Raw genomic sequence first — 18,042 nt, 5'->3', positions numbered from 1 at the left:
CTGGGTCGGCCGATTCGCCGCTCAGATGCACTTGAAATAGTCGAACGGTTCCCGGCAATCGACGCAGCGGTACAGCGCCTTGCACGCGGTGGAACCAAACTCGCTGAGCACCTCGGTGTGGGCGCTGCCGCATTGCGGGCAAAGAACCAGCGGGCTCTCGCCGAGCAGGCTGCGTTTGCTGGTGCTGCCTTCGGGCGGCGCGATGCCGTAGGCGCGCAGGCGTTCGCGGCCGCTGGCGCTGATCCAGTCGGTGGTCCAGGCCGGGGTCAATTTGCGCTCGAGTTGCGGCGCCTTGAATCCGGCGAGTTCCAGGGCCTGGCGGATATCGCCCTCGATCACTTCGGTGGCCGGACAGCCGGAGTAGGTCGGCGTGACCACTACGTGCAGATGGCCGGCCTGCCAGTCCAGGTCGCGGACGATGCCGAGGTCGACGACGCTGACCACCGGCACTTCCGGGTCCATGACTTCGGCCAGGATCGCCCACGCAGCGGCCAGGTCGGTCGGCTGAGCCGGCCGGGCGCCGAGGTCGCTGGCGATCAGCTCACCAGGTTGCATCGGGGTACGCTCGTGGCAGGAACTGCATTTCGGCCAGCAGGATGCCCAGGTGTTCGGTGTGCAGGCCCTTGCGTGCGTTCAGATAGAAATAGCTTGGCGCGGCCGGCACGGGCAGGGTGGCGCTGGTGAAGATCTGGTTGACCTTGGCTTGCCACTGGGTGGCGATGTTGGCGATGTCCGGAGTGATGGCGGCTTCGCACAGGCGCAGCTCGCTGTCATCGGCCGCGATCAGTTCTACGGTGAAGCGCCAGACTTCGGGGATGGCCGCGAGCATGCGCTGGTGGCTTTCCTCGGTGCCGTCACCCATACGCTCGATCCATTCGCCGGAGCGGCGCAGGTGATAGGTCACTTCCTTCACGGCCTTGGCAGCGATCCCGGCAATGCGTTCGTCGCTGGACTGGCTCAGGCCCTGCAACACCGGCAAATGCCAGGCGTCATAGAGGAACTGCTTGAGCATGGTCACCGCGAAGTCGCCGTTGGGTTGTTCCACCAGCAGCAGGTTGCGGTAGGCACGTTCGTCGCGGCGGAACGCCAGGTGATCGGCGTCGCGGCCGTCGTCCAGCAGTTCGGCGGCGTAGTCCAGCCAGTTGCGCGCCTGGCCCACCAGGTCGAGGCCGACGTTCATCAGCGCCAACTCTTCTTCCAGCGCTGGCGCCTTGCCGCACCACTGGCACAGGCGCTGGCCCTGGATCAGGGCGCTGTCGCCGAGGCGCAGCAGGTATTCGATCAGATCAGTCTTGTTGTTCATGGTCGACCTCACATGTGCCCGACTTCGGCCGGCAGCTCGTAGAAGCTGGCGTGGCGGTAGACCTTGTCGTCCGACGGATCGAACAGCGGGTCTTTTTCATCCGGCGAAGAAGCGGTGATCAATGCCGAAGGCACCACCCACAGGCTCACGCCTTCGCTGCGACGGGTGTACAGCTCACGCGCGTTCTCGATGGCCATGGTGGTGTCGGCGGCATGCACGCTGCCGACGTGTTTGTGGTTGAGGCCGTGCTTGCTGCGCACGAAGACTTCGAAGAGGGTCCACTCGGACATTTCAATTACTCCACATCTGTTCGGTTTTTTGCTGACGGGGCTGAAGATCAAAAGATCGCAGCCTTCGGCAGCTCCTACATGGGATCACCGGCTCCTGTAGGAGCTGGCGCAGCCTGCGATCGTTTGGCGGCATGGGAGTCGCCGAAGATCAAGATCATCAAACGGGCCGGATCAGGCGGCGTTCTTGTTTTGTTTTTTGCGGGCGTGGGCGACGGCGGCTTCACGAACCCAGGCGCCGTCTTCGATCGCCTTGCGGCGGGTGGCGACGCGTTCGGTGTTGCACGGGCCGTTGCCCTTGAGCACTTCGTAGAATTCGCTCCACTGGATTTCGCCGAAGTCGTAGTGGCCGCGTTCGGCGTTCCACGCAAGGTCCGGATCGGGGCAAGTGCAGCCCAGCAGTTCCAGCTGCGGGATGGTCTGGTCGATGAAGCGCTGGCGCAGTTCGTCGTTGCTCTGGCGCTTGATTTTCCAGGCCATGGATTGCGCGCTGTTCGGCGAGTGTTCGTCGCTCGGGCCGAACATCATCAGCGACGGCCACCACAGGCGGTTGATCGCGTCCTGGACCATGTCTTTTTGCGCCTGGGTACCGTGACGCATCATGGTCAGGAGAATTTCGTAGCCCTGGCGCTGGTGGAAGCTCTCTTCCTTGCAGATGCGCACCATGGCCCGGGAGTAGGGGCCGTAGGAGGTGCGTTGCAGCACGACCTGGTTGACGATCGCCGCGCCATCCACCAGCCAGCCCACCGCGCCCATATCGGCCCAGTTCAGCGTCGGGTAATTGAAAATGCTCGAGTACTTGGCCTTGCCGCTGTGCAGCTTGGCGATTTCTTCATCACGGTCGGCACCCAGGGTTTCCATGGCGCTGTACAGGTACAGGCCGTGACCGGCTTCGTCCTGGATCTTGGCCATCAATTGCAGTTTGCGTTTGAGACTTGGCGCGCGGGTGACCCAGTTGCCTTCCGGGAGCATGCCGACGATTTCCGAGTGGGCGTGCTGGGAAATCTGCCGGATCAGGGTCTGGCGGTAGGCATCTGGCATCCAGTTCTTCGCTTCGATCTTGATTTCTGAATCGATTTTTTCCTGGAAGGCGCGTTCCTGTTCGGACATCTCCGAGAGGTCTTTTATGCGCTTTACGCCTGTTTCTACGAGCTGTGCGTACATGGGGGGTCTCCCGCCGTGAATCTGTTGAAGGCATGGAGAACTTTATAAGCGATACAGAATTTAATATCAAACAGAAAATGACGTGTCGTATTTATTTTTTGTATCGCTTTCAGGTTGAGCGGTCCTTCATGAAATACCGTTCCCCTGTAGGAGCTGGCTTGCCAGCGAAAGCGGTGGCTTAGTTGGCAAATTTATCGACTGGACGGATGCCTTCGCTGGCAAGCCAGCTCCTACAGAGAGGGGTGTCTGTTTTTCATGAAAAAAACCCAAAAAAAAGCCCCGCAAAAGCGGGGCCATAAGGGGTGCAGCAGTCATGCTTTAGGGCGTTTGTCCAATACGTGGCAAGCCTTGCCCTCGGAACGCTTGATCGAGTGGAACGGCTGCAACACGATCCGCGAACTGATCCCGATATACGTCTTGATGTGCTTGCTCAACTCCCCGCAAATAGCCTTCTGCTGTTCATCGCTCAGGTGCTGATGCTCGGCCTTCAACTCGACGTGCACGTCCACGCTGTCCAGGTTGCCATTGCGATACAGATGGATCTCATAGCACTCGGCAAGTTGTTTGACTTTGAGCACCTGCTCCTCGATCTGCGTCGGGAACACGTTGACTCCGCGGATGATCAGCATGTCATCGCTGCGCCCGGTGATCTTGTCGATGCGCCGCATCGGCCGCGCCGTACCCGGCAGCAGGCGCGTCAGGTCGCGGGTGCGGTAGCGGATCATCGGCAGCGCTTCTTTGCTCAGGGAGGTGAACACCAGTTCGCCCATCTGCCCGTCCGGCAGCACTTCGCCGGTGACCGGGTCGATGATTTCCGGGTAGAAGTGGTCTTCCCAGATCGTCGGGCCATCCTTGGTTTCGGCGCATTCCATCGCCACGCCCGGGCCCATGATTTCCGAGAGGCCGTAGATGTCCAGGGCGGTGATGCCCATGCGCGCCTCGATGGCGCTGCGCAGTTCGGCGGTCCATGGCTCGGCGCCGAAGATGCCCAGGCGCAGGGCCAGTTTGTGCGGGTCGATGCCCTGGCGCTCGATCTCGTCGGCGATGTTGAGCATGTAGGACGGCGTGACCATGATGATGTCCGGCTGGAAATCCTTGATCAACTGCACTTGTTTTTCGGTCTGGCCGCCGGACATGGGGATCACCGTGCAACCCAGGCGTTCGGCGCCGTAGTGGGCGCCGAGGCCGCCGGTGAACAGGCCGTAGCCGTAGGAGATGTGCACCTTGTCGCCACGCCGGCCACCGGCGGCGCGGATCGAGCGCGCCACCACGTTGGCCCAGGTGTCGATGTCGTTCTGGGTGTAGCCGACCACGGTCGGTTTGCCGGTGGTGCCGCTGGACGCGTGCAGGCGCACCACGTCGTGCATCGGCACGGCGAACATGCCGTAGGGGTAGTTGTCGCGCAGGTCGGACTTGGTGGTGAAGGGGAATTTCGCCAGGTCGTCGAGGGACTTGATGTCGTCCGGGTGCACGCCCAGCGCATCGAAGCGCTGACGGTACAGCGGCACATTGTTGTAGGCGTGGTTCAGGCTCCAGCGCAGGCGCTCCAGCTGATGCTGGCGCAGCTCGTCGATGCTGGCGGTTTCCAGCGGGTCCAGCACGGGATCAAGCACGGCTTGGGCAATTGGCATGTTCATGTGTTCACTCGAATTGTTTTTGTGTTCCAGCCCCTGCATGCAGGGGCTTTGAGTGCATGCCCCAAGGATACCTCTCGGCTCCCCGGGAATCGCGATTCTTTAGTGGGATAGACGCTCGATGATCAGCGCGATCCCCTGGCCGACGCCGATGCACATGGTGCACAGGGCGTAGCGGCCATTGCGTTCCTCAAGTTCATGCAGGGCGGTGGTGACCAGGCGTGCGCCGCTCATGCCCAACGGGTGGCCCAGGGCGATGGCGCCGCCGTTGGGGTTGACCCGTGGGTCGGTGTCGCTCAAGCCCAGTTCGCGCAGTACGGCCAGGCCTTGGGCGGCAAAGGCTTCGTTGAGCTCGATGACGTCCATGTCCGCCAGGCTCAGGTTGGCCACTTCCAGCACCTTGCGCGTGGCCGGTACCGGACCGATGCCCATGATGCGTGGTTCGACGCCGGCGGTGGCCATGGCGACAACGCGACCGCGGGCGGTCAGGCCGTGGCGTTTGGCGACTTCGGGGCTGGCCAGCAACAGCGCGCAGGCGCCGTCGTTGACCCCGGAGGCGTTACCGGCGGTGATGCTGCCGCCTTCGCGAAACGGCGTGCCCAGTTTGGCCAACTGCTCGAGGGTGGTGTCGCCACGCGGATGCTCGTCGTGCTCGACCACTTTGGCCGGGCCTTTGCGCTGGGGAATTTCCACCGCGACGATTTCCCTGGCCAGGCGGCCGTTGGCCTGGGCCGCTGCGGCGCGTTGCTGGCTGCGCAGGGCGAAGGCGTCCTGGTCGGCCCGGGAGATGTTGAACTGTTCGGCGACGTTCTCTGCGGTTTCCGGCATGGAGTCGATGCCGTAGGCCTTTTTCATCAGCGGATTGACGAAACGCCAGCCGATGGTGGTGTCGAAAACCTCCGCTGCACGGGAAAACGCCTGCTCGGCCTTGCCCATCACCAATGGCGCGCGGGACATCGACTCGACGCCACCGACCAGCATCAACCCGGTTTCGCCGCTGCGGATCGCCCGGGCGGCGGTGCCGATGGCATCCAGCCCTGAACCGCACAGGCGATTGAGGGTGGTACCCGGCACGCTGACCGGCAAACCGGCCAGCAGCGCCGACATGCGCGCGACGTTGCGGTTGTCTTCGCCGGCCTGGTTGGCGCAGCCGTAGATCACATCGTCCACGCTGCTCCAGTCGACCTGCGGGTGGCGGCGCAGCAGTTCGCGCAGGGGCACCGCGCCGAGGTCGTCGGCGCGCACGCTGCTCAGGACTCCGGCGTAGCGACCGATCGGGGTGCGGACCGCGTCGATGATCAGGGCGTCATTCATTGGGGGTCTCCTGCGCCAGCACCGAGCCGCGCACTTTGTAGGATTTGCCGTGGAACAGGGCGATTAGCTGGCCCTGCTGGTTTTCGATGCGTACGTCGTAGTTGCCGGTGCGGCCGGAGCGGCTTTGCTCGATGCAATCGGCCGTCAGCGTGTCACCCAGGCGCGCCGGGGCGATGTAGTCGATGCTGCAGCCGATGGCCACCGTGGCTTCGTTGTAGCTGTTGCAGGCAAAGGCGAATGCCGAGTCGGCCAAGGCAAACAGATAGCCGCCGTGGCAGGTGCCGTGGCCCTGCACCATGTCTGCACGCACGGTCATACCCACACGGGCGCAACCGGGGGCCGCGGACAGTAGGCGGATGCCCATCCCCTGGCTGGCGGCGTCACGCTGGAGCAGCGTTTGTGCACAGTTGACGGCCAGGTTCATCGCTTCGTGGTTAGTCATGGAACGTTCTCCCTTGGGCGACCCGACGGCGCAGCAGTAGCGACGGCCGGTAGCGTTCTTCGCCATAGGTGGCTTGCAGGTTGTCCAGCACGGTCAGGATCTGCTCGAGCCCGATGGCGTCGGCCCAGGCCAACGGCCCCTGTGGATAATTGACCCCGGCGCGCATCGCCAGGTCGATGTCGGCCGCCGAGGCCACGCCTTGCAGCAGGGCATCGGCCGCTTCGTTGGCCAGCATCGCCACGGTGCGCAGGACGGCGAGGGCAGGGCTGTCGCTGAGCAGGCTGACCTTGAGGCCGGCGCGTTGCAGCAGGGCGATACCTTGTTCCAGAGCCAGCGGATCAATGCCCGCCGCATGGCTGATGGCGATGCGTTGGGCCTTGCTGTAATCGAGGGTCAGATCCAGCAGGATCAGGTTGCGCAATCCGTCTTCCCTGGCGCGCTGACAGGCCATGCGCCCGTCGCTCAAGGCCAGCACCGCGTCACCGACTCGCAGCAAGCCGCGACCATCGCGCGGGATGACGTCGACGCCTTGCTCGCGCAGACGTGCAAGCAAACCTTGGACGATGCCGAGGTCGCCTTCGGCAATGCACGCTTCGACGGCCGCAGCACTGCTGATCTCGGCGGCGGGCGGACGCTCGGCCCCTTGGGCGTAGCTGTAGAATCCCTGGCCGCTTTTACGCCCCAGGCGCCCGCCGTCCACCAGCTCTTTCTGGATCAGCGAAGGCAGGAAGCGCGTGTCCTGGTAATAGGCATCGAACACCGAGCAGGTTACGGCATAGTTGACGTCATGGCCGATCAGGTCGGTCAGCTCGAACGCTCCCATGGCAAAGCCGCCGGCCTCGCGCATCAGCGCATCCAGGGTCGCGCAGTCGGCGGCACCTTCCTGGAGCATGCGCAGGCTTTCTGCGTAGAACGGCCGGGCCACGCGGTTGACGATGAAACCCGGGGTGGAGCGGGTGTGCACCGGTTTTTTGCCCCAGGCCTTGGTGGTGTCGTACAGGCACTCGGCCAACACCGGATCGCTGGCCAGGCCGCAGACCACTTCCACCAGCGGCATGACCGGCGCCGGGTTGAAGAAGTGCAGGCCGAGCAGGCGTTGCGGGTGAACGAGTTGCGCGGCGATGCCGGTGATCGACAGCGACGAGGTGTTGCTGGCCAGGATGCAGCGCTCGCCGCAAATCTCTTCCAGCTGGCGGAACAGCGCGCGCTTGACCTCGAGGTTCTCGACGATGGCTTCGATGATCAGCTCGCAATCGGCCAGGGCTTCGATCGCTTCCACGGCGTGCAGGCGTGCAATCGTCGCGCTGCGCGCATCGGCGGACAGCTTGCCGTTCTCGACCCGTTTGCCCAGTTGCCGGTCGATGCCGGCAATGGCCTGGGCCGCAGCGCCGGGACGATTGTCCAGCAGCAGCACCGGATGCCCGGCCTGCGCCGCGACCTGGGCAATGCCGGCGCCCATGGCCCCGGCGCCGATCACGGCGATACGTGCGCAAGTGTTCAGTGCGGTCATGACTCAGCGCCCCTTGAAGCTTGGGGTGCGTTTTTCCATGAAGGCGCCGACACCTTCGCGATAGTCCTCGCTGCGCCCGGCCAGGCGTTGCAGGTCACGCTCCAGCTCCAGCTGTTCATCAAAGCTGTTGCTCATGCTGGCGTTCAGGCTGCGCTTGATCAGCGCCAGGCCGTAGGTCGGCTGGGTGGCCAGGTGTTGCGCCAGTTTCAGGGCTTCATCGCGCAGTTCGGCATCTTCCACGCAGCGATAGATCAAGCCCCATTGTTCGGCCTGCTCGGCAGTCAGGCGATTGCCGAGCAGGGTCAGTGCCTTGGCGCGGGCCATGCCGACCAGGCGCGGCAGGGTCCAGGTGCCGCCGGAGTCGGGGATCAGGCCGATCTTGCAGAACGCCTGGATGAAGCTGGCCGAACGCGCTGCCAGCACCAGGTCGCAGGCCAGCGGAATGTTCGCGCCGGCACCGGCGGCCACGCCGTTGACCGCGCAGATGACCGGCATCGGCAGGTCGCGCAGCTGGCGGATCAGCGGGTTGTAGAACTTCTCGATGGACTCGCCCAGGTCCGGCACGGCGCTGCCTGGTGCGACATTGCGGTCGCTCAGGTCCTGGCCGGCGCAGAAGCCACGACCCTCTCCGGTCAGCAGCAGCACGCGCACGTCGGGGTTCTGCCGCACTTGCTTGAGCGCTTCCTTCACTTCGCCATGCATCTGGGTGTTGAAGCTGTTGAGCTGCTCCGGGCGATTGAGGCTGAGCAGGGCGACGCCGGCCTCGATGGAAAACAGGATGTGTTCGAAGTTCATGGTCTTGGCGCTCTCTTGGCGATCTCGAATTCGGTGATTACTGACCGGTGAAGGTCGGCGTGCGTTTTTCCTGGAAGGCGGCGATGCCTTCGTCGCGGTCGCGGGTGCCGGCCAGCACGGTGAAGGCATGGCGCTCGAAACGCAGGCCGCTGGCCAGGTCCGTGTCCATCGCCTTGAGCAGCGCTTCCTTGGCCAGGCGTACTGCCAGCGGGGCTTTGCCGGCAATGTGGCGGGCGATCTGCAGGGCGCGATCGACGGTGAATTCCGGCTGGGTAACTTCGCTGACCAGGCCGGCGCGCTGGGCCTGGCGGGCGTCGATCGGCTCACCGGTCAGGACCATCTGCATGGCCATGGATTTGCCGACGGCGCGCAGCAGGCGTTGGGTGCCGCCTGCGCCGGGCATGATCCCGAGATTGATTTCCGGCTGGCCGAAGCGGGCGTCAACACCTGCAATGATGATGTCGGCGTGCATCGCCAGTTCGCAGCCACCGCCGAGGGCGAAGCCGTTGACCGCGGCGATCAGCGGTTTGTTGAAGCGGGTAATGGCCTGCCAGGAGGCCTGGCGCGGGTCGTCGAGGATGCCGACCAGGTCGCGCTCGGCCATTTCCTTGATGTCGGCACCGGCGGCGAAGGCCTTGCGACTACCGGTCAGGACCACGGCACGGGTCTCGGGATCGGCTTGGGCCACGCTCAATTCGTCCGCCAGTTCGCCCAGCAGCTGCGTGTTCAGGGCGTTCAGCGCTTGTGGGCGCTGCAGGGTAATCAGGCGTACGCCAGGCTCGATGAATTCGACGGCAAGGGTTTGAGGCATGGCGGATGCCCTCACGGTGAACGCTCGGCGGTGATGCCGGCTTGTTATTGGATCGGCCGCAGGGGGCCGGTTTTGCCGGAGTATACCTGCAATGTGATACGTAAATGCAATACGAAAGTTTGTTTAATGTGTCTTATTGGTGTGGCGTGAGCTGTGATCGAGTGATGTCGTATCGCTCTGAATGGCGGGGTTTATCCCTATTTTATTGGGTTTAATGGCTGTTTTTGCGGCGCGGCGCAGGTCGTCGGAAAAGCCTCATTTAAGTGATACGCTTTTTTTTCTTTATGAATGTAAAAGAGATATGATACAAAACAAGTCAATATCCGCATCGCTTTGTGAAGGAAGCTGCCATGACCTGCTACAGCCTTGATGGCCTGACCCCGGTGGTTGATCCGAGTGCCTATGTGCATCCGTCCGCCGTGTTGATCGGCGACGTGATCATCGGCCCCCACTGTTATGTAGGGCCGCTGGCCAGCCTGCGCGGCGACTTCGGGCGGATCGTGCTGGAGGAGGGCGCCAACATCCAGGACACCTGCGTGATGCACGGCTTTCCCGACAGCGACACGGTGGTGGAGCGTAACGGTCACATCGGCCACGGCGCGGTGCTGCACGGTTGCCGGATCGGCGCCGATGCGCTGGTGGGGATGAATGCGGTGGTGATGGACAACGCACGCATCGGCCCGCGGTCCTTCGTTTCGGCGGCGGCCTTCGTCAAGGCCGGCTTCGAATGCCCGGAGCAGTCGCTGGTGATGGGCGCACCGGCCAGCGTCAAGCGCACCCTCAGCGATCAGGAAGTGGCGTGGAAACAGGCGGGGACTCGTGAGTATCAACAGCTGGCCAGGCGGTGCCTGGAACAGATGCAAGTCTGCGAACCGCTTGCGGAGCCAGAGCCGGATCGCCCGCGTATCAGCGACAGCGGCCATCGCCCTAAAGGCGGTTGATTCCCCCGTAGGAGCTGCCGCAGGCTGCGATCTTTTGATGTTGATTTTTGAAAGATCAAGATCAAAAGATCGCAGCCTCCGGCAGCTCCTACCGGTATATTCCTTTTCTTTTTTTGCTCGGTACGCCCATGTCGTCCCTGACACCCTTGAATCACCTGATCACCCGCTTTCAAGAGCAGACGCCGATCCGCGCCAGTTCGCTGATCATCACGTTGTACGGTGATGCCATCGAGCCCCATGGCGGTACCGTGTGGCTGGGCAGCCTGATCCAGTTGCTCGAACCGATCGGCATCAACGAACGGCTGATCCGCACCTCGATTTTCCGCCTGACCAAGGAAGGCTGGCTGACCGCCGAAAAGGTCGGTCGGCGCAGTTACTACAGCCTGACCGGCACCGGTCGCCGGCGTTTCGACAAGGCGTTCAAGCGGGTCTACAGCACCACGATGCCGGCCTGGGATGGTTCCTGGTGCCTGGTGATGCTGTCGCAACTAACCCAGGACAAGCGCAAACAAGTGCGCGAAGAGCTGGAATGGCAAGGTTTTGGTGCGATTTCGCCGGTGGTGCTGGCCTGTCCGCGCAGCGACCGCACCGATGTCAACGCCACGCTGCTGGACCTCGGCGCCCAGGAAGAAACCATCGTCTTCGAAACCACCGCCCAGGACGTACTGGCCTCCAAGGCCCTGAGGCTGCAGGTGCGCGAGAGCTGGAACATCGAGGAACTGGCGACCCACTACAGCGAGTTCATCCAGCTGTTCCGACCGCTCTGGCAAGCACTTCGCGAGCAGGAAAACCTGCAGCCTTCGGACTGCTTCCTGGCGCGGATCCTGCTTATTCACGAATACCGCAAATTGCTGCTGCGTGACCCGCAACTGCCGGACGAGTTGTTGCCCGGCGATTGGGAAGGACGCGCGGCCCGACAGTTGTGCCGCAACATTTACCGTTTGATCTACGCCAAGGCCGAGGAATGGCTGAACAGTGCACTGGAAACCGCCGACGGCCCGTTGCCGGATGTGGGCGAGAGCTTTTATCGACGCTTTGGCGGGTTGAAATAACCCGTCGAGGGTAAAGGAGAGTCGCTGTTCAGGAGAATCTTTTGATTGACGTAGACAATAAAAACAAGCCTGCGTGAGGCCTGACATGATTTCTACAACTGCACAGCGCCAGGATGGGTTCGATCAGTGGATCCATCAGATCAACCAGATCTGTGGCGCCTTCAACGCACAACCCCTGGGCACCGGTTTTGCGGGCCAGATCCGCGAATACCGCAGCGATGCCCTCAAGCTCAGCTTCGTCGACGCCTGCCAGGCGCGGCTGTACCGCACGCCGCAGGAAGTGGCGGCGGGCGAGGGTGGCAAATACTTTGCGGTGTTCCAGCTCGATGGCACTGCGGGCATGGCCCAGGGCGACGACCGGGTGCTGCTGTCCGCCGGGGACATCACCTTGATCGATGCGGCGCGACCCAGTGACTTCACCTACAGCGAAAACTCCCGGCAGTTGTCGTTGATCCTGCCGTATCAACTGGTCGAACAGACCCTGCGCTTCAACCAGGTCAAGTGCGGCCACCGCATCGCTGCGTCGTCGCCCATTGCCATGCTCTCCCATCGGTTGATCCTCGACGCCACGCGCCAACAGCATCTGACCCGGCAGGAAAGCGAAGCGACCCTGGAGGCGATCGTCAGTCTGTTGCGCCCGGCCATCAGCCAGACCGACGATTGCACCGATCCGCACGAGCGGACCTTCCGCAAGACCCTGAGCTTCATCGACCAGCACATCCGCTGCGAAGAACTGTGCCCGGAATGGCTGGCGCGGGAAGTCGGCATGTCGACCCGTGGCCTGTACCGGATGTTCGCCAAAAAAGGCCTGGTGGTGGCGCGCTACATCAAGAACCGCCGGCTGGACCTGTGCGCCGAATCCCTGCGCCAATCGCGCAAGGAAGAGAAATTGTCGGTGCTGGGGTATTCGTGGGGTTTTTCCGATTCGAGCTATTTCTCGACGGCATTTAAATCGCGTTTCGGCATAGCGCCGGGGGAGTATCGCAAACAGCATGCGTGATATTTCACTGGCAACGATTATCCATGTGGGAGCGGGCTTGCTCGCGAAGGCGGCGTGTCATTAAACATATACGCCGACTGACACACCGTCTTCGCGAGCAAGCCCGCTCCCACAGGTTTTGCATTCGCATGATTATTTCGGGGAGTTGAGGTTCAGCGTCGGGGTTTCATCGAAGAAATTCCACGGCTTGAGCAGCACATGCACCCATTCGGTCGGCATGATCGGCCATTCTTCGGCCCGGGCGATGTGGGTGGTGCCGGTGGTCAGCCAGACCACGTCGTCGGTGTTCTCGATCGAATGGTTATCCTGGGTGAATTGCCCCAGTCCCGAGTCTTTGTCCGAGCGGTTCGGGTACTTGCCTTCCGGGTACTTTTCCTCCGGGTTGTATTGCGTCACCCACAGCTGTTTGTCCATGAAGCTCAGGCGGTGGTACAGCCATTCATCGGTGCCGAAGTTGGCGCCCTTGGCCACCGGGTGCGTGCCACCGGCATAGGGAATCAGCTGGTAGGACACCGGGTTGCCGACCTTGTTTTCCTTGCTGAAATTGGTCAGCAGGCGCACGGTCGATGGGTCGAATTTCTGCGCCGCTTGCTGCTCGGTGCTGACCACGCGGGTTTCGGTCTGCATGGTGCTGGTACGCGGGCCGCCTCGGTCGTTGGGCAGCACTACCGGGTTCACCTCTACCAGGGAGTTTTGCTCGCCGTCCACGTCCATGTCGAGGCGGAAGTTATAGATGTGCTGGTGCGTGGTGCCGACGATGTTGTGGTCGAGCAGGGTGCCATAGCGCGTGTCTTCCTTGGCGGTGTCTTCGTGCATGGTCCTGGATTTCACGCCCTTGACCGCTTCGATGCCGGTGGCGCCGGCGTCGATGCCGATGGTGCCGTTCTGCTGGAAGACCCAGTCGAAGATGTAGTCGTAGTTGCCGACGGTGCTGATCCAGCGCACCACCAGTTCGCGCCGCTCGGTGCTGAGGTTGGGCTGGCCCATTTCCTGGTGTTTGTATTCCGGTCCGGCGTAGCGTTCGAACACCGCCATGGCTCGCGGGATCGCGGTCGGTGCGCCGGTGTAGTCGGCGATGGTGGCGTCCAGCAGCACGGCGTTTTCCGGGGCGTCCTTGCCGCGAGCGATTGGCGAGGTCAGGGTGCCCATGCCGTAGTCGCCCGAGTCGAGGTAGGCCTTGAAGTACCAACCGACGTCCGGGTCGCCGTAAGGCACGATCATGCCGCCCAGTGAGCCCTCGTACATGATCTTGCGCTTCTTGCCCTGGTCGTCATAGGTGACCGTGGACAGGATCGGGCCGACCCGCGAATCGAGGCGAACGTGGAAATCCCAGTTCTGCCAGTGAATGCTGTTGCCGGTGATGGTGTAGTTCTTGCCTTCGGGTTCGATGATTTCCAGCGGCTTGACCGCTACGCCCTTGCGCCCGCGTCCGTCGTAGGGCGTGGGTTTCATCGGCACCGGAATCAGCGCTTCGTCTTCGATCTTGATGAGCTTTTTCTGCTCCAGATCGACAATCGCCACCAGGCCCTCGATCGGGTGCGCCCAATAGTTGCCGTCATCGACGTTGAGGTAGCTGACGATCTTCAGCAGGCGCTTGTCCTGGGCCAGACCGTCCTTGCCGTCGAAGTAACCGACGGTCAGCGGCGTCGCGACGACCTTCTTCACATCGTTGATGCCGCGCTTGGCCAAGGCTTGCGCGTATTCGGGGCTGGTCTCGACAGCGGTCTGCACCGTGGCGAAATCATCCAGCAACACCATGCCGTGGGCGCCTTCGATCGGCTTCCAGGCGTTGAGCGTCTTGCTGTCTAGATCCACCAGCGCTTCGATCACATGCTTGCCGTCGAGTACCACGATAGTGGCCTGGCGCGGCTGGGTGACGTTTTGCCCGGTGAAGACAAAGTTCCACACCTGATCCTTCGGCGGTTCCTTGACCGATACTTCGGTGAAGCGAAAACCTGGCTTGTAGTGTTCCGATTGCTTGACGATGTCCACCGCCGTGGTGATTTCAGCCGCACTCAGGGGGTTGAGCGGGTTGGGGCGGGTCTCGACGATGAACGTCGTGTCCAGGCCGGACTGGAAGACCTGGTTGATGAAGTCCTTGGACATGTACGCCGTCTTGCCCTTGAACACCACGGGCACCGTCAGCTCCATGCGCTTGCCGTTGAGCATGGCCACTTTACTGTCCGGCTTGACCTTGAGATAGACGCCGTCCTTGGCAATGGTGAACAGGTTCGAGTAGTCGTCCCATTTGACGGTGGCACCGAACTCCTCCAGCCCCGCCTGTAGCGGCACCATTTCGGCGTGGCCACCGTGGGCTTGGGCGTTGCTCATGCACAAGGGCAGGCCGAGGACGCTCAGGGAAATGGCCAGGGCGAGCCGGACAAGCGGTGATCTTTTGGGCGATGCTTTGGCGCTGGACATGGGTGCATTCCTGGAGAAAAGCCGGTGACTGGCATTGTTGCACTTTGCTACAGCCAGTCGATGCCTGCCTTTGGATTCCTGCCAGATTGCTTTGTCTGCCTGCCTTTTACTTGCGCATCGCCACATACGAATTGCGCAGGTCGCTGGCCCAGCCGTCGAGCACGCCCTTGACGTTCGCCGTGGTAATCACCTGCTTGTCGTTTTCCAGCGGTATTCCCGTGCCTTTGCGCACTACCGTGGCGACGAGGGTTTTGCTCCCGCCATCGAGAAAGGCGACCTCGGTGGCAATTTCACTGTCCTGGTCACGGATTCCGGTGGCGGTACTGACGCCTGCGACAACCAGGGTGATCGGTAGCCATTCGTAAAAGCGCAGGCCCTGGGTGCTGGCAGACACCCGGGTGATTGCCGGTCGCACGATCAGGGTCTGGGGTCCCGGAGTGTTGACCACGGTCAAGACCTTGCCCAGCTCATGCTTGAGCACCGCATCGTAGTACCAGGTGGTGTCGCCAAGGGTGGTCTGTGGCAGGCGTTCGCTCGGCTTGGGCTCCGGGTAGTAGCGGCTCGGTTCGATGTAGACCTGGGTGTAGCGGTCGAGCTCAAGCTTTGGATTTACCCAGCTCAACACGGATTGGCCCGAGGGCGACTGGTGCTCCGTCAAGGTGCTGTAGTCGTTCAAAAAACCTGAATAGTTGTCCGGCGCGACGGTTTTGCTGCTGCACGCTGAGAGGGCGATGCTGGCGACTGCCAAAAGCGGCAGCGAGAAGAGTTTTCTCATCAAGGGGTTCCTGGGTGGAGGGGGGAGCTAGGCAGGTCTTCCGAGCATTCGATACGCAGATCGCCGTTGGCCATGATCCACTGGGTGAACTCGGCAATCGGAACGCGGTGGATGTATTCCACCCAGGTCCCGGTGCTCGGGCTGTATTGCTCGAAATAGCGGCGCAACACGACGTGGGTCCGATCATCGGTCAGTCCCAGGCACGCCTGCTGGAATAGAATCGGCTCGTCGTTCGCTGGCGCACTGGTGCGCTGGTTGAGGATCACCGTATGAGTGCTGTCGGTTGTCTCGGTCGCGTAATTCGATCCCTGCATGGAAGACCTCATGAATTGGAATCTGCGCAGGGTGCCGCAGGGCAGTAACGACCGTATGTCCGATTGATGTCGGGCGGGCAGGAATGTTTCCGGGTTGAAATATATGACCCTGGCCGCGGAATGGTTTTAGATACGCTCTTTTTTTGACCCTGGATCCCCTGAACGTGAGCAGACTGCTGATCGTCGACGACGATGTGGAAATCCTGTCCCTGCTGAAGCAGTTTTTTGTCCAGCATGCCTACGAGGTGGACCTGGCCACCCATGGCGAGGCCATGTGGACGATGATCGAAAAAAATCGTCCGGACATCATCATCCTTGACCTGATGCTTCCCGGCGAAGGTGGCCTGAGCCTGTGCCAGAAATTACGCGCGCAGACGGACATTGCAATCGTCATGCTGACCGCGATGGGTGAACTGAGCGACCGTATCGTCGGCCTGGAATTGGGCGCCGACGATTACCTGACCAAACCTTTCGACCCGCGGGAATTGCTCGCCCGACTGCGCGCCGTTCAGCGTCGCGCCGGCGAGAAAAGTCCGGGGCGCGAGCCGACGCGGCCGATCATCACGTTCGCCGATTGGCACCTGGATATCACCTGCCGCGAATTGCGCTCGCCCGAGGGCGTGATGATTCCGTTGTCCGCTGGCGAGTTCGATCTGCTGTTGGTGTTTCTCGAGCATCCGCAGCGCATTCTCACCCGGGAACAGCTGATCGACCTGGCTCGCGGCCAGAACCACGAGGCCTATGACCGCAGTATCGATGTGCAGGTCAGTCGCCTGCGTCGCAAGATCGAGCCCGACAGCAAGCGCCCGGACCTCATTCGCACGGTGCGTAATGGGGGCTATATGTTCTGCGCCAAGGTGACCCGCTCGTGATTCGGCGCCTCGATACCCTCAGGTCGCGGATTGCGCTGACAATCGTCGCCGCCATGCTCGCTTCGCTGGCCCTCAATGGCCTGTTCGTGCAGCTGGCGGGCACCTGGGGGCGCCCGCCGATCGACCGCACCGGCCTGCTGGAGCAGATCGCCGCGAACGTCCGGGTGATCGAGGCGGCGCCCGTCCCGTTGCGCTCGTCATTGGCCCTCGCCGCGAGCCATCCGACGCTTGAGGTGGTCTGGCACGAACGGCGGGGCGATTTCCATCTGCCCTCGAACGGTACGCAGGTGGGGACTGAACATTCGCCGCTGCAAGAGTTGCTCGGTGATGCCCCCCGGGACATCCAGGTCTTCAACCCCGGCGACTGGCCGGACGACAGCCCCCAGGCGCACTACGTGGCCCTGGTTCAGCTACGCGATGGCAGCTGGCTGTCGTTCACGCCCCCGGAACGCAGCTGGGGGCTCGATTCCAATGTACGCATCCCGATCATCATTGCCTTGGGGCTGGTGGCAACCCTGCTGGTCGCCTGGATTGCCACGCGGCAACTGGCCAATCCGCTGCAGCGTTTTGCCAGCGCCGCACGGCGCTTTGGCGATGACCTGCGCGCGCCGCCGATCAAGATCGAAGGCCCCCATGAGATACGCCAGGCAATCATTGCCTTCAACACCATGCAGGCACAGATCCGCCACTTTCTCGGCGAGCGCACACAGATGCTCGCGGCGATCTCCCACGACTTGCGCGCGCCCCTGACGCGGATGCGCCTGCGCAGCGAATTCATGGAAGACCTGGAACAGCAGCGCAAGATGGTCCGCGACATCGAAGAGATGCAGACGATGATCAACGCGGCGCTGGGTTTTTTCCGGGATGAAAGCCACGGGGAGCAGAGCACTGCATTCGACCTTTCGGAACTGCTGCAGACGATCGTCGACGACTTTCGCGACCAGGACATCGTCGTCGACTTCAGCGGTCCAGCCCATCTGGTGTACGAAGGCCGTCCGCTCGGGATCAAGCGGGTGATCGTCAACCTGCTGGAAAACGCCGTGAAATATGGCCAGAAACCGGCCATCGGGCTGACGGGGGATGGGCGCAGGGTCTGCATCGAAGTCAGCGACGAGGGCCCCGGTATCCCCGAGTCCGCCCTCGAACAGGTGTTCGATCCCTTTTACCGACTGGAGACTTCACGCAACCGGGATACCGGTGGCGTGGGGCTGGGACTGTCCGCCGCGCGGGCGATCGTGCGCGAGCAGGGGGGGGAGCTGACGCTGCGCAATCGCAGCGGCGCGGGGTTGGTGGCGCGTGTTGAACTGCCGGGCGCTCGCGGCGCAAAGGCTATCGAGCGTTAGTCGTTGATCGACCGTTAGTCCGCCCGGCCGCAAACCGTTGCCTTGGCTTAATAGGAAGCATTAC

The 18,042-nt window shown here is 62.4% G+C and carries 18 protein-coding genes; 5 read left to right on the top strand and 13 right to left on the bottom strand.

The genetic code is table 11. From position 1 onward, the window contains the following. Nucleotides 1-21: 21 nt before the first annotated feature. From paaD to paaF, 10 genes are all read right to left on the bottom strand, one after another. Nucleotides 22-555, bottom strand: a complete 534-nt coding sequence (gene paaD / locus DKB71_RS23940; protein WP_408597829.1) for a 1,2-phenylacetyl-CoA epoxidase subunit PaaD — start codon at nucleotides 553-555, stop codon at nucleotides 22-24. After that, a complete protein-coding gene (paaC, locus tag DKB71_RS23935; RefSeq protein ID WP_408597827.1) occupies nucleotides 542-1,303 on the bottom strand; it encodes a 1,2-phenylacetyl-CoA epoxidase subunit PaaC in 762 nt (253 codons plus the stop codon). Before paaC ends, paaD begins: the two co-directional genes overlap by 14 nt. Before the next feature lie 8 nt (nucleotides 1,304-1,311). Further along, on the bottom strand, nucleotides 1,312-1,593 hold the full coding sequence (gene paaB / locus DKB71_RS23930; RefSeq protein WP_007943393.1) for a 1,2-phenylacetyl-CoA epoxidase subunit PaaB: 282 nt from the start codon (nucleotides 1,591-1,593) through the stop codon (nucleotides 1,312-1,314). 171 nt (nucleotides 1,594-1,764) lie between these two features. Beyond that, a complete protein-coding gene (gene paaA / locus DKB71_RS23925) occupies nucleotides 1,765-2,754 on the bottom strand; it encodes a 1,2-phenylacetyl-CoA epoxidase subunit PaaA (protein ID WP_274075478.1) in 990 nt (329 codons plus the stop codon). 311 nt (nucleotides 2,755-3,065) lie between these two features. Next, a complete protein-coding gene (gene paaK / locus DKB71_RS23920; protein ID WP_408597824.1) occupies nucleotides 3,066-4,391 on the bottom strand; it encodes a phenylacetate--CoA ligase PaaK in 1,326 nt (441 codons plus the stop codon). A gap of 99 nt (nucleotides 4,392-4,490) precedes the next feature. Continuing rightward, nucleotides 4,491-5,702 (bottom strand): 3-oxoadipyl-CoA thiolase, encoded by a 1,212-nt coding sequence (pcaF, locus tag DKB71_RS23915; protein WP_408597822.1) that lies wholly within the window; start codon nucleotides 5,700-5,702, stop codon nucleotides 4,491-4,493. Further along, nucleotides 5,695-6,144, bottom strand: a complete 450-nt coding sequence (gene paaI / locus DKB71_RS23910; protein ID WP_408597820.1) for a hydroxyphenylacetyl-CoA thioesterase PaaI — start codon at nucleotides 6,142-6,144, stop codon at nucleotides 5,695-5,697. The genes pcaF and paaI overlap by 8 nt, the downstream gene beginning before the upstream one ends. After that, the gene (paaH, locus tag DKB71_RS23905) at nucleotides 6,137-7,654 is read right to left on the bottom strand and encodes a 3-hydroxyacyl-CoA dehydrogenase PaaH (RefSeq protein WP_408597818.1); all 1,518 of its coding nucleotides are present in this window, start codon (nucleotides 7,652-7,654) and stop codon (nucleotides 6,137-6,139) included. The genes paaI and paaH overlap by 8 nt, the downstream gene beginning before the upstream one ends. Before the next feature lie 3 nt (nucleotides 7,655-7,657). Continuing rightward, the gene (gene paaG, locus DKB71_RS23900) at nucleotides 7,658-8,449 is read right to left on the bottom strand and encodes a 2-(1,2-epoxy-1,2-dihydrophenyl)acetyl-CoA isomerase PaaG (RefSeq protein ID WP_408597816.1); all 792 of its coding nucleotides are present in this window, start codon (nucleotides 8,447-8,449) and stop codon (nucleotides 7,658-7,660) included. Nucleotides 8,450-8,486: 37 nt separating this feature from the next. Next, nucleotides 8,487-9,260 (bottom strand): 2,3-dehydroadipyl-CoA hydratase PaaF, encoded by a 774-nt coding sequence (gene paaF, locus DKB71_RS23895; RefSeq protein ID WP_274075472.1) that lies wholly within the window; start codon nucleotides 9,258-9,260, stop codon nucleotides 8,487-8,489. Nucleotides 9,261-9,610: 350 nt separating this feature from the next. Between paaF and paaY the strand changes: the two genes are divergently transcribed. The 3 genes from paaY (at nucleotide 9,611) to feaR (ending at nucleotide 12,253) form a co-directional block, all read left to right on the top strand. After that, the gene (gene paaY, locus DKB71_RS23890; RefSeq protein WP_408597813.1) at nucleotides 9,611-10,201 is read left to right on the top strand and encodes a phenylacetic acid degradation protein PaaY; all 591 of its coding nucleotides are present in this window, start codon (nucleotides 9,611-9,613) and stop codon (nucleotides 10,199-10,201) included. Between the two features lie 128 nt (nucleotides 10,202-10,329). Continuing rightward, nucleotides 10,330-11,253: a phenylacetic acid degradation operon negative regulatory protein PaaX gene (paaX, locus tag DKB71_RS23885; RefSeq protein WP_274075470.1), complete on the top strand. Its 924-nt coding sequence runs from the start codon at nucleotides 10,330-10,332 to the stop codon at nucleotides 11,251-11,253. An 85-nt stretch (nucleotides 11,254-11,338) separates the two neighbouring features. Further along, complete coding sequence (gene feaR / locus DKB71_RS23880) at nucleotides 11,339-12,253, top strand: transcriptional regulator FeaR (protein ID WP_323627184.1); 915 nt, start codon at nucleotides 11,339-11,341, stop codon at nucleotides 12,251-12,253. Nucleotides 12,254-12,385: 132 nt separating this feature from the next. Here the strand turns inward: feaR and tynA are convergent, their stop codons facing one another. The 3 genes from tynA to DKB71_RS23865 all read right to left on the bottom strand — a co-directional run bounded on the left by tynA (nucleotide 12,386) and on the right by DKB71_RS23865 (nucleotide 15,763). Next, nucleotides 12,386-14,674, bottom strand: coding sequence for a primary-amine oxidase (gene tynA, locus DKB71_RS23875; RefSeq protein WP_408597810.1), 2,289 nt, complete (start codon nucleotides 14,672-14,674; stop codon nucleotides 12,386-12,388). Nucleotides 14,675-14,780: 106 nt separating this feature from the next. Beyond that, the gene (locus DKB71_RS23870; protein ID WP_408597808.1) at nucleotides 14,781-15,449 is read right to left on the bottom strand and encodes a DUF3313 domain-containing protein; all 669 of its coding nucleotides are present in this window, start codon (nucleotides 15,447-15,449) and stop codon (nucleotides 14,781-14,783) included. Beyond that, on the bottom strand, nucleotides 15,449-15,763 hold the full coding sequence (locus DKB71_RS23865) for a hypothetical protein (protein ID WP_274075466.1): 315 nt from the start codon (nucleotides 15,761-15,763) through the stop codon (nucleotides 15,449-15,451). Before DKB71_RS23865 ends, DKB71_RS23870 begins: the two co-directional genes overlap by 1 nt. Before the next feature lie 164 nt (nucleotides 15,764-15,927). Between DKB71_RS23865 and DKB71_RS23860 the strand changes: the two genes are divergently transcribed. Both DKB71_RS23860 and DKB71_RS23855 read left to right on the top strand, forming a co-directional pair. Next, the gene (locus tag DKB71_RS23860) at nucleotides 15,928-16,635 is read left to right on the top strand and encodes a response regulator (protein ID WP_408597806.1); all 708 of its coding nucleotides are present in this window, start codon (nucleotides 15,928-15,930) and stop codon (nucleotides 16,633-16,635) included. Continuing rightward, nucleotides 16,632-17,978, top strand: a complete 1,347-nt coding sequence (locus DKB71_RS23855; protein ID WP_408597802.1) for an ATP-binding protein — start codon at nucleotides 16,632-16,634, stop codon at nucleotides 17,976-17,978. Before DKB71_RS23860 ends, DKB71_RS23855 begins: the two co-directional genes overlap by 4 nt. Nucleotides 17,979-18,042: the final 64 nt, after the last annotated feature.

This window comes from Pseudomonas sp. PLMAX (genome assembly GCF_046042685.1).
Classification (GTDB): domain Bacteria; phylum Pseudomonadota; class Gammaproteobacteria; order Pseudomonadales; family Pseudomonadaceae; genus Aquipseudomonas; species Aquipseudomonas putida_AE.
The sequence above is the reverse complement of the archived record's forward strand: the minus strand, read 5'-3'. Positions and strand labels throughout refer to the sequence as shown.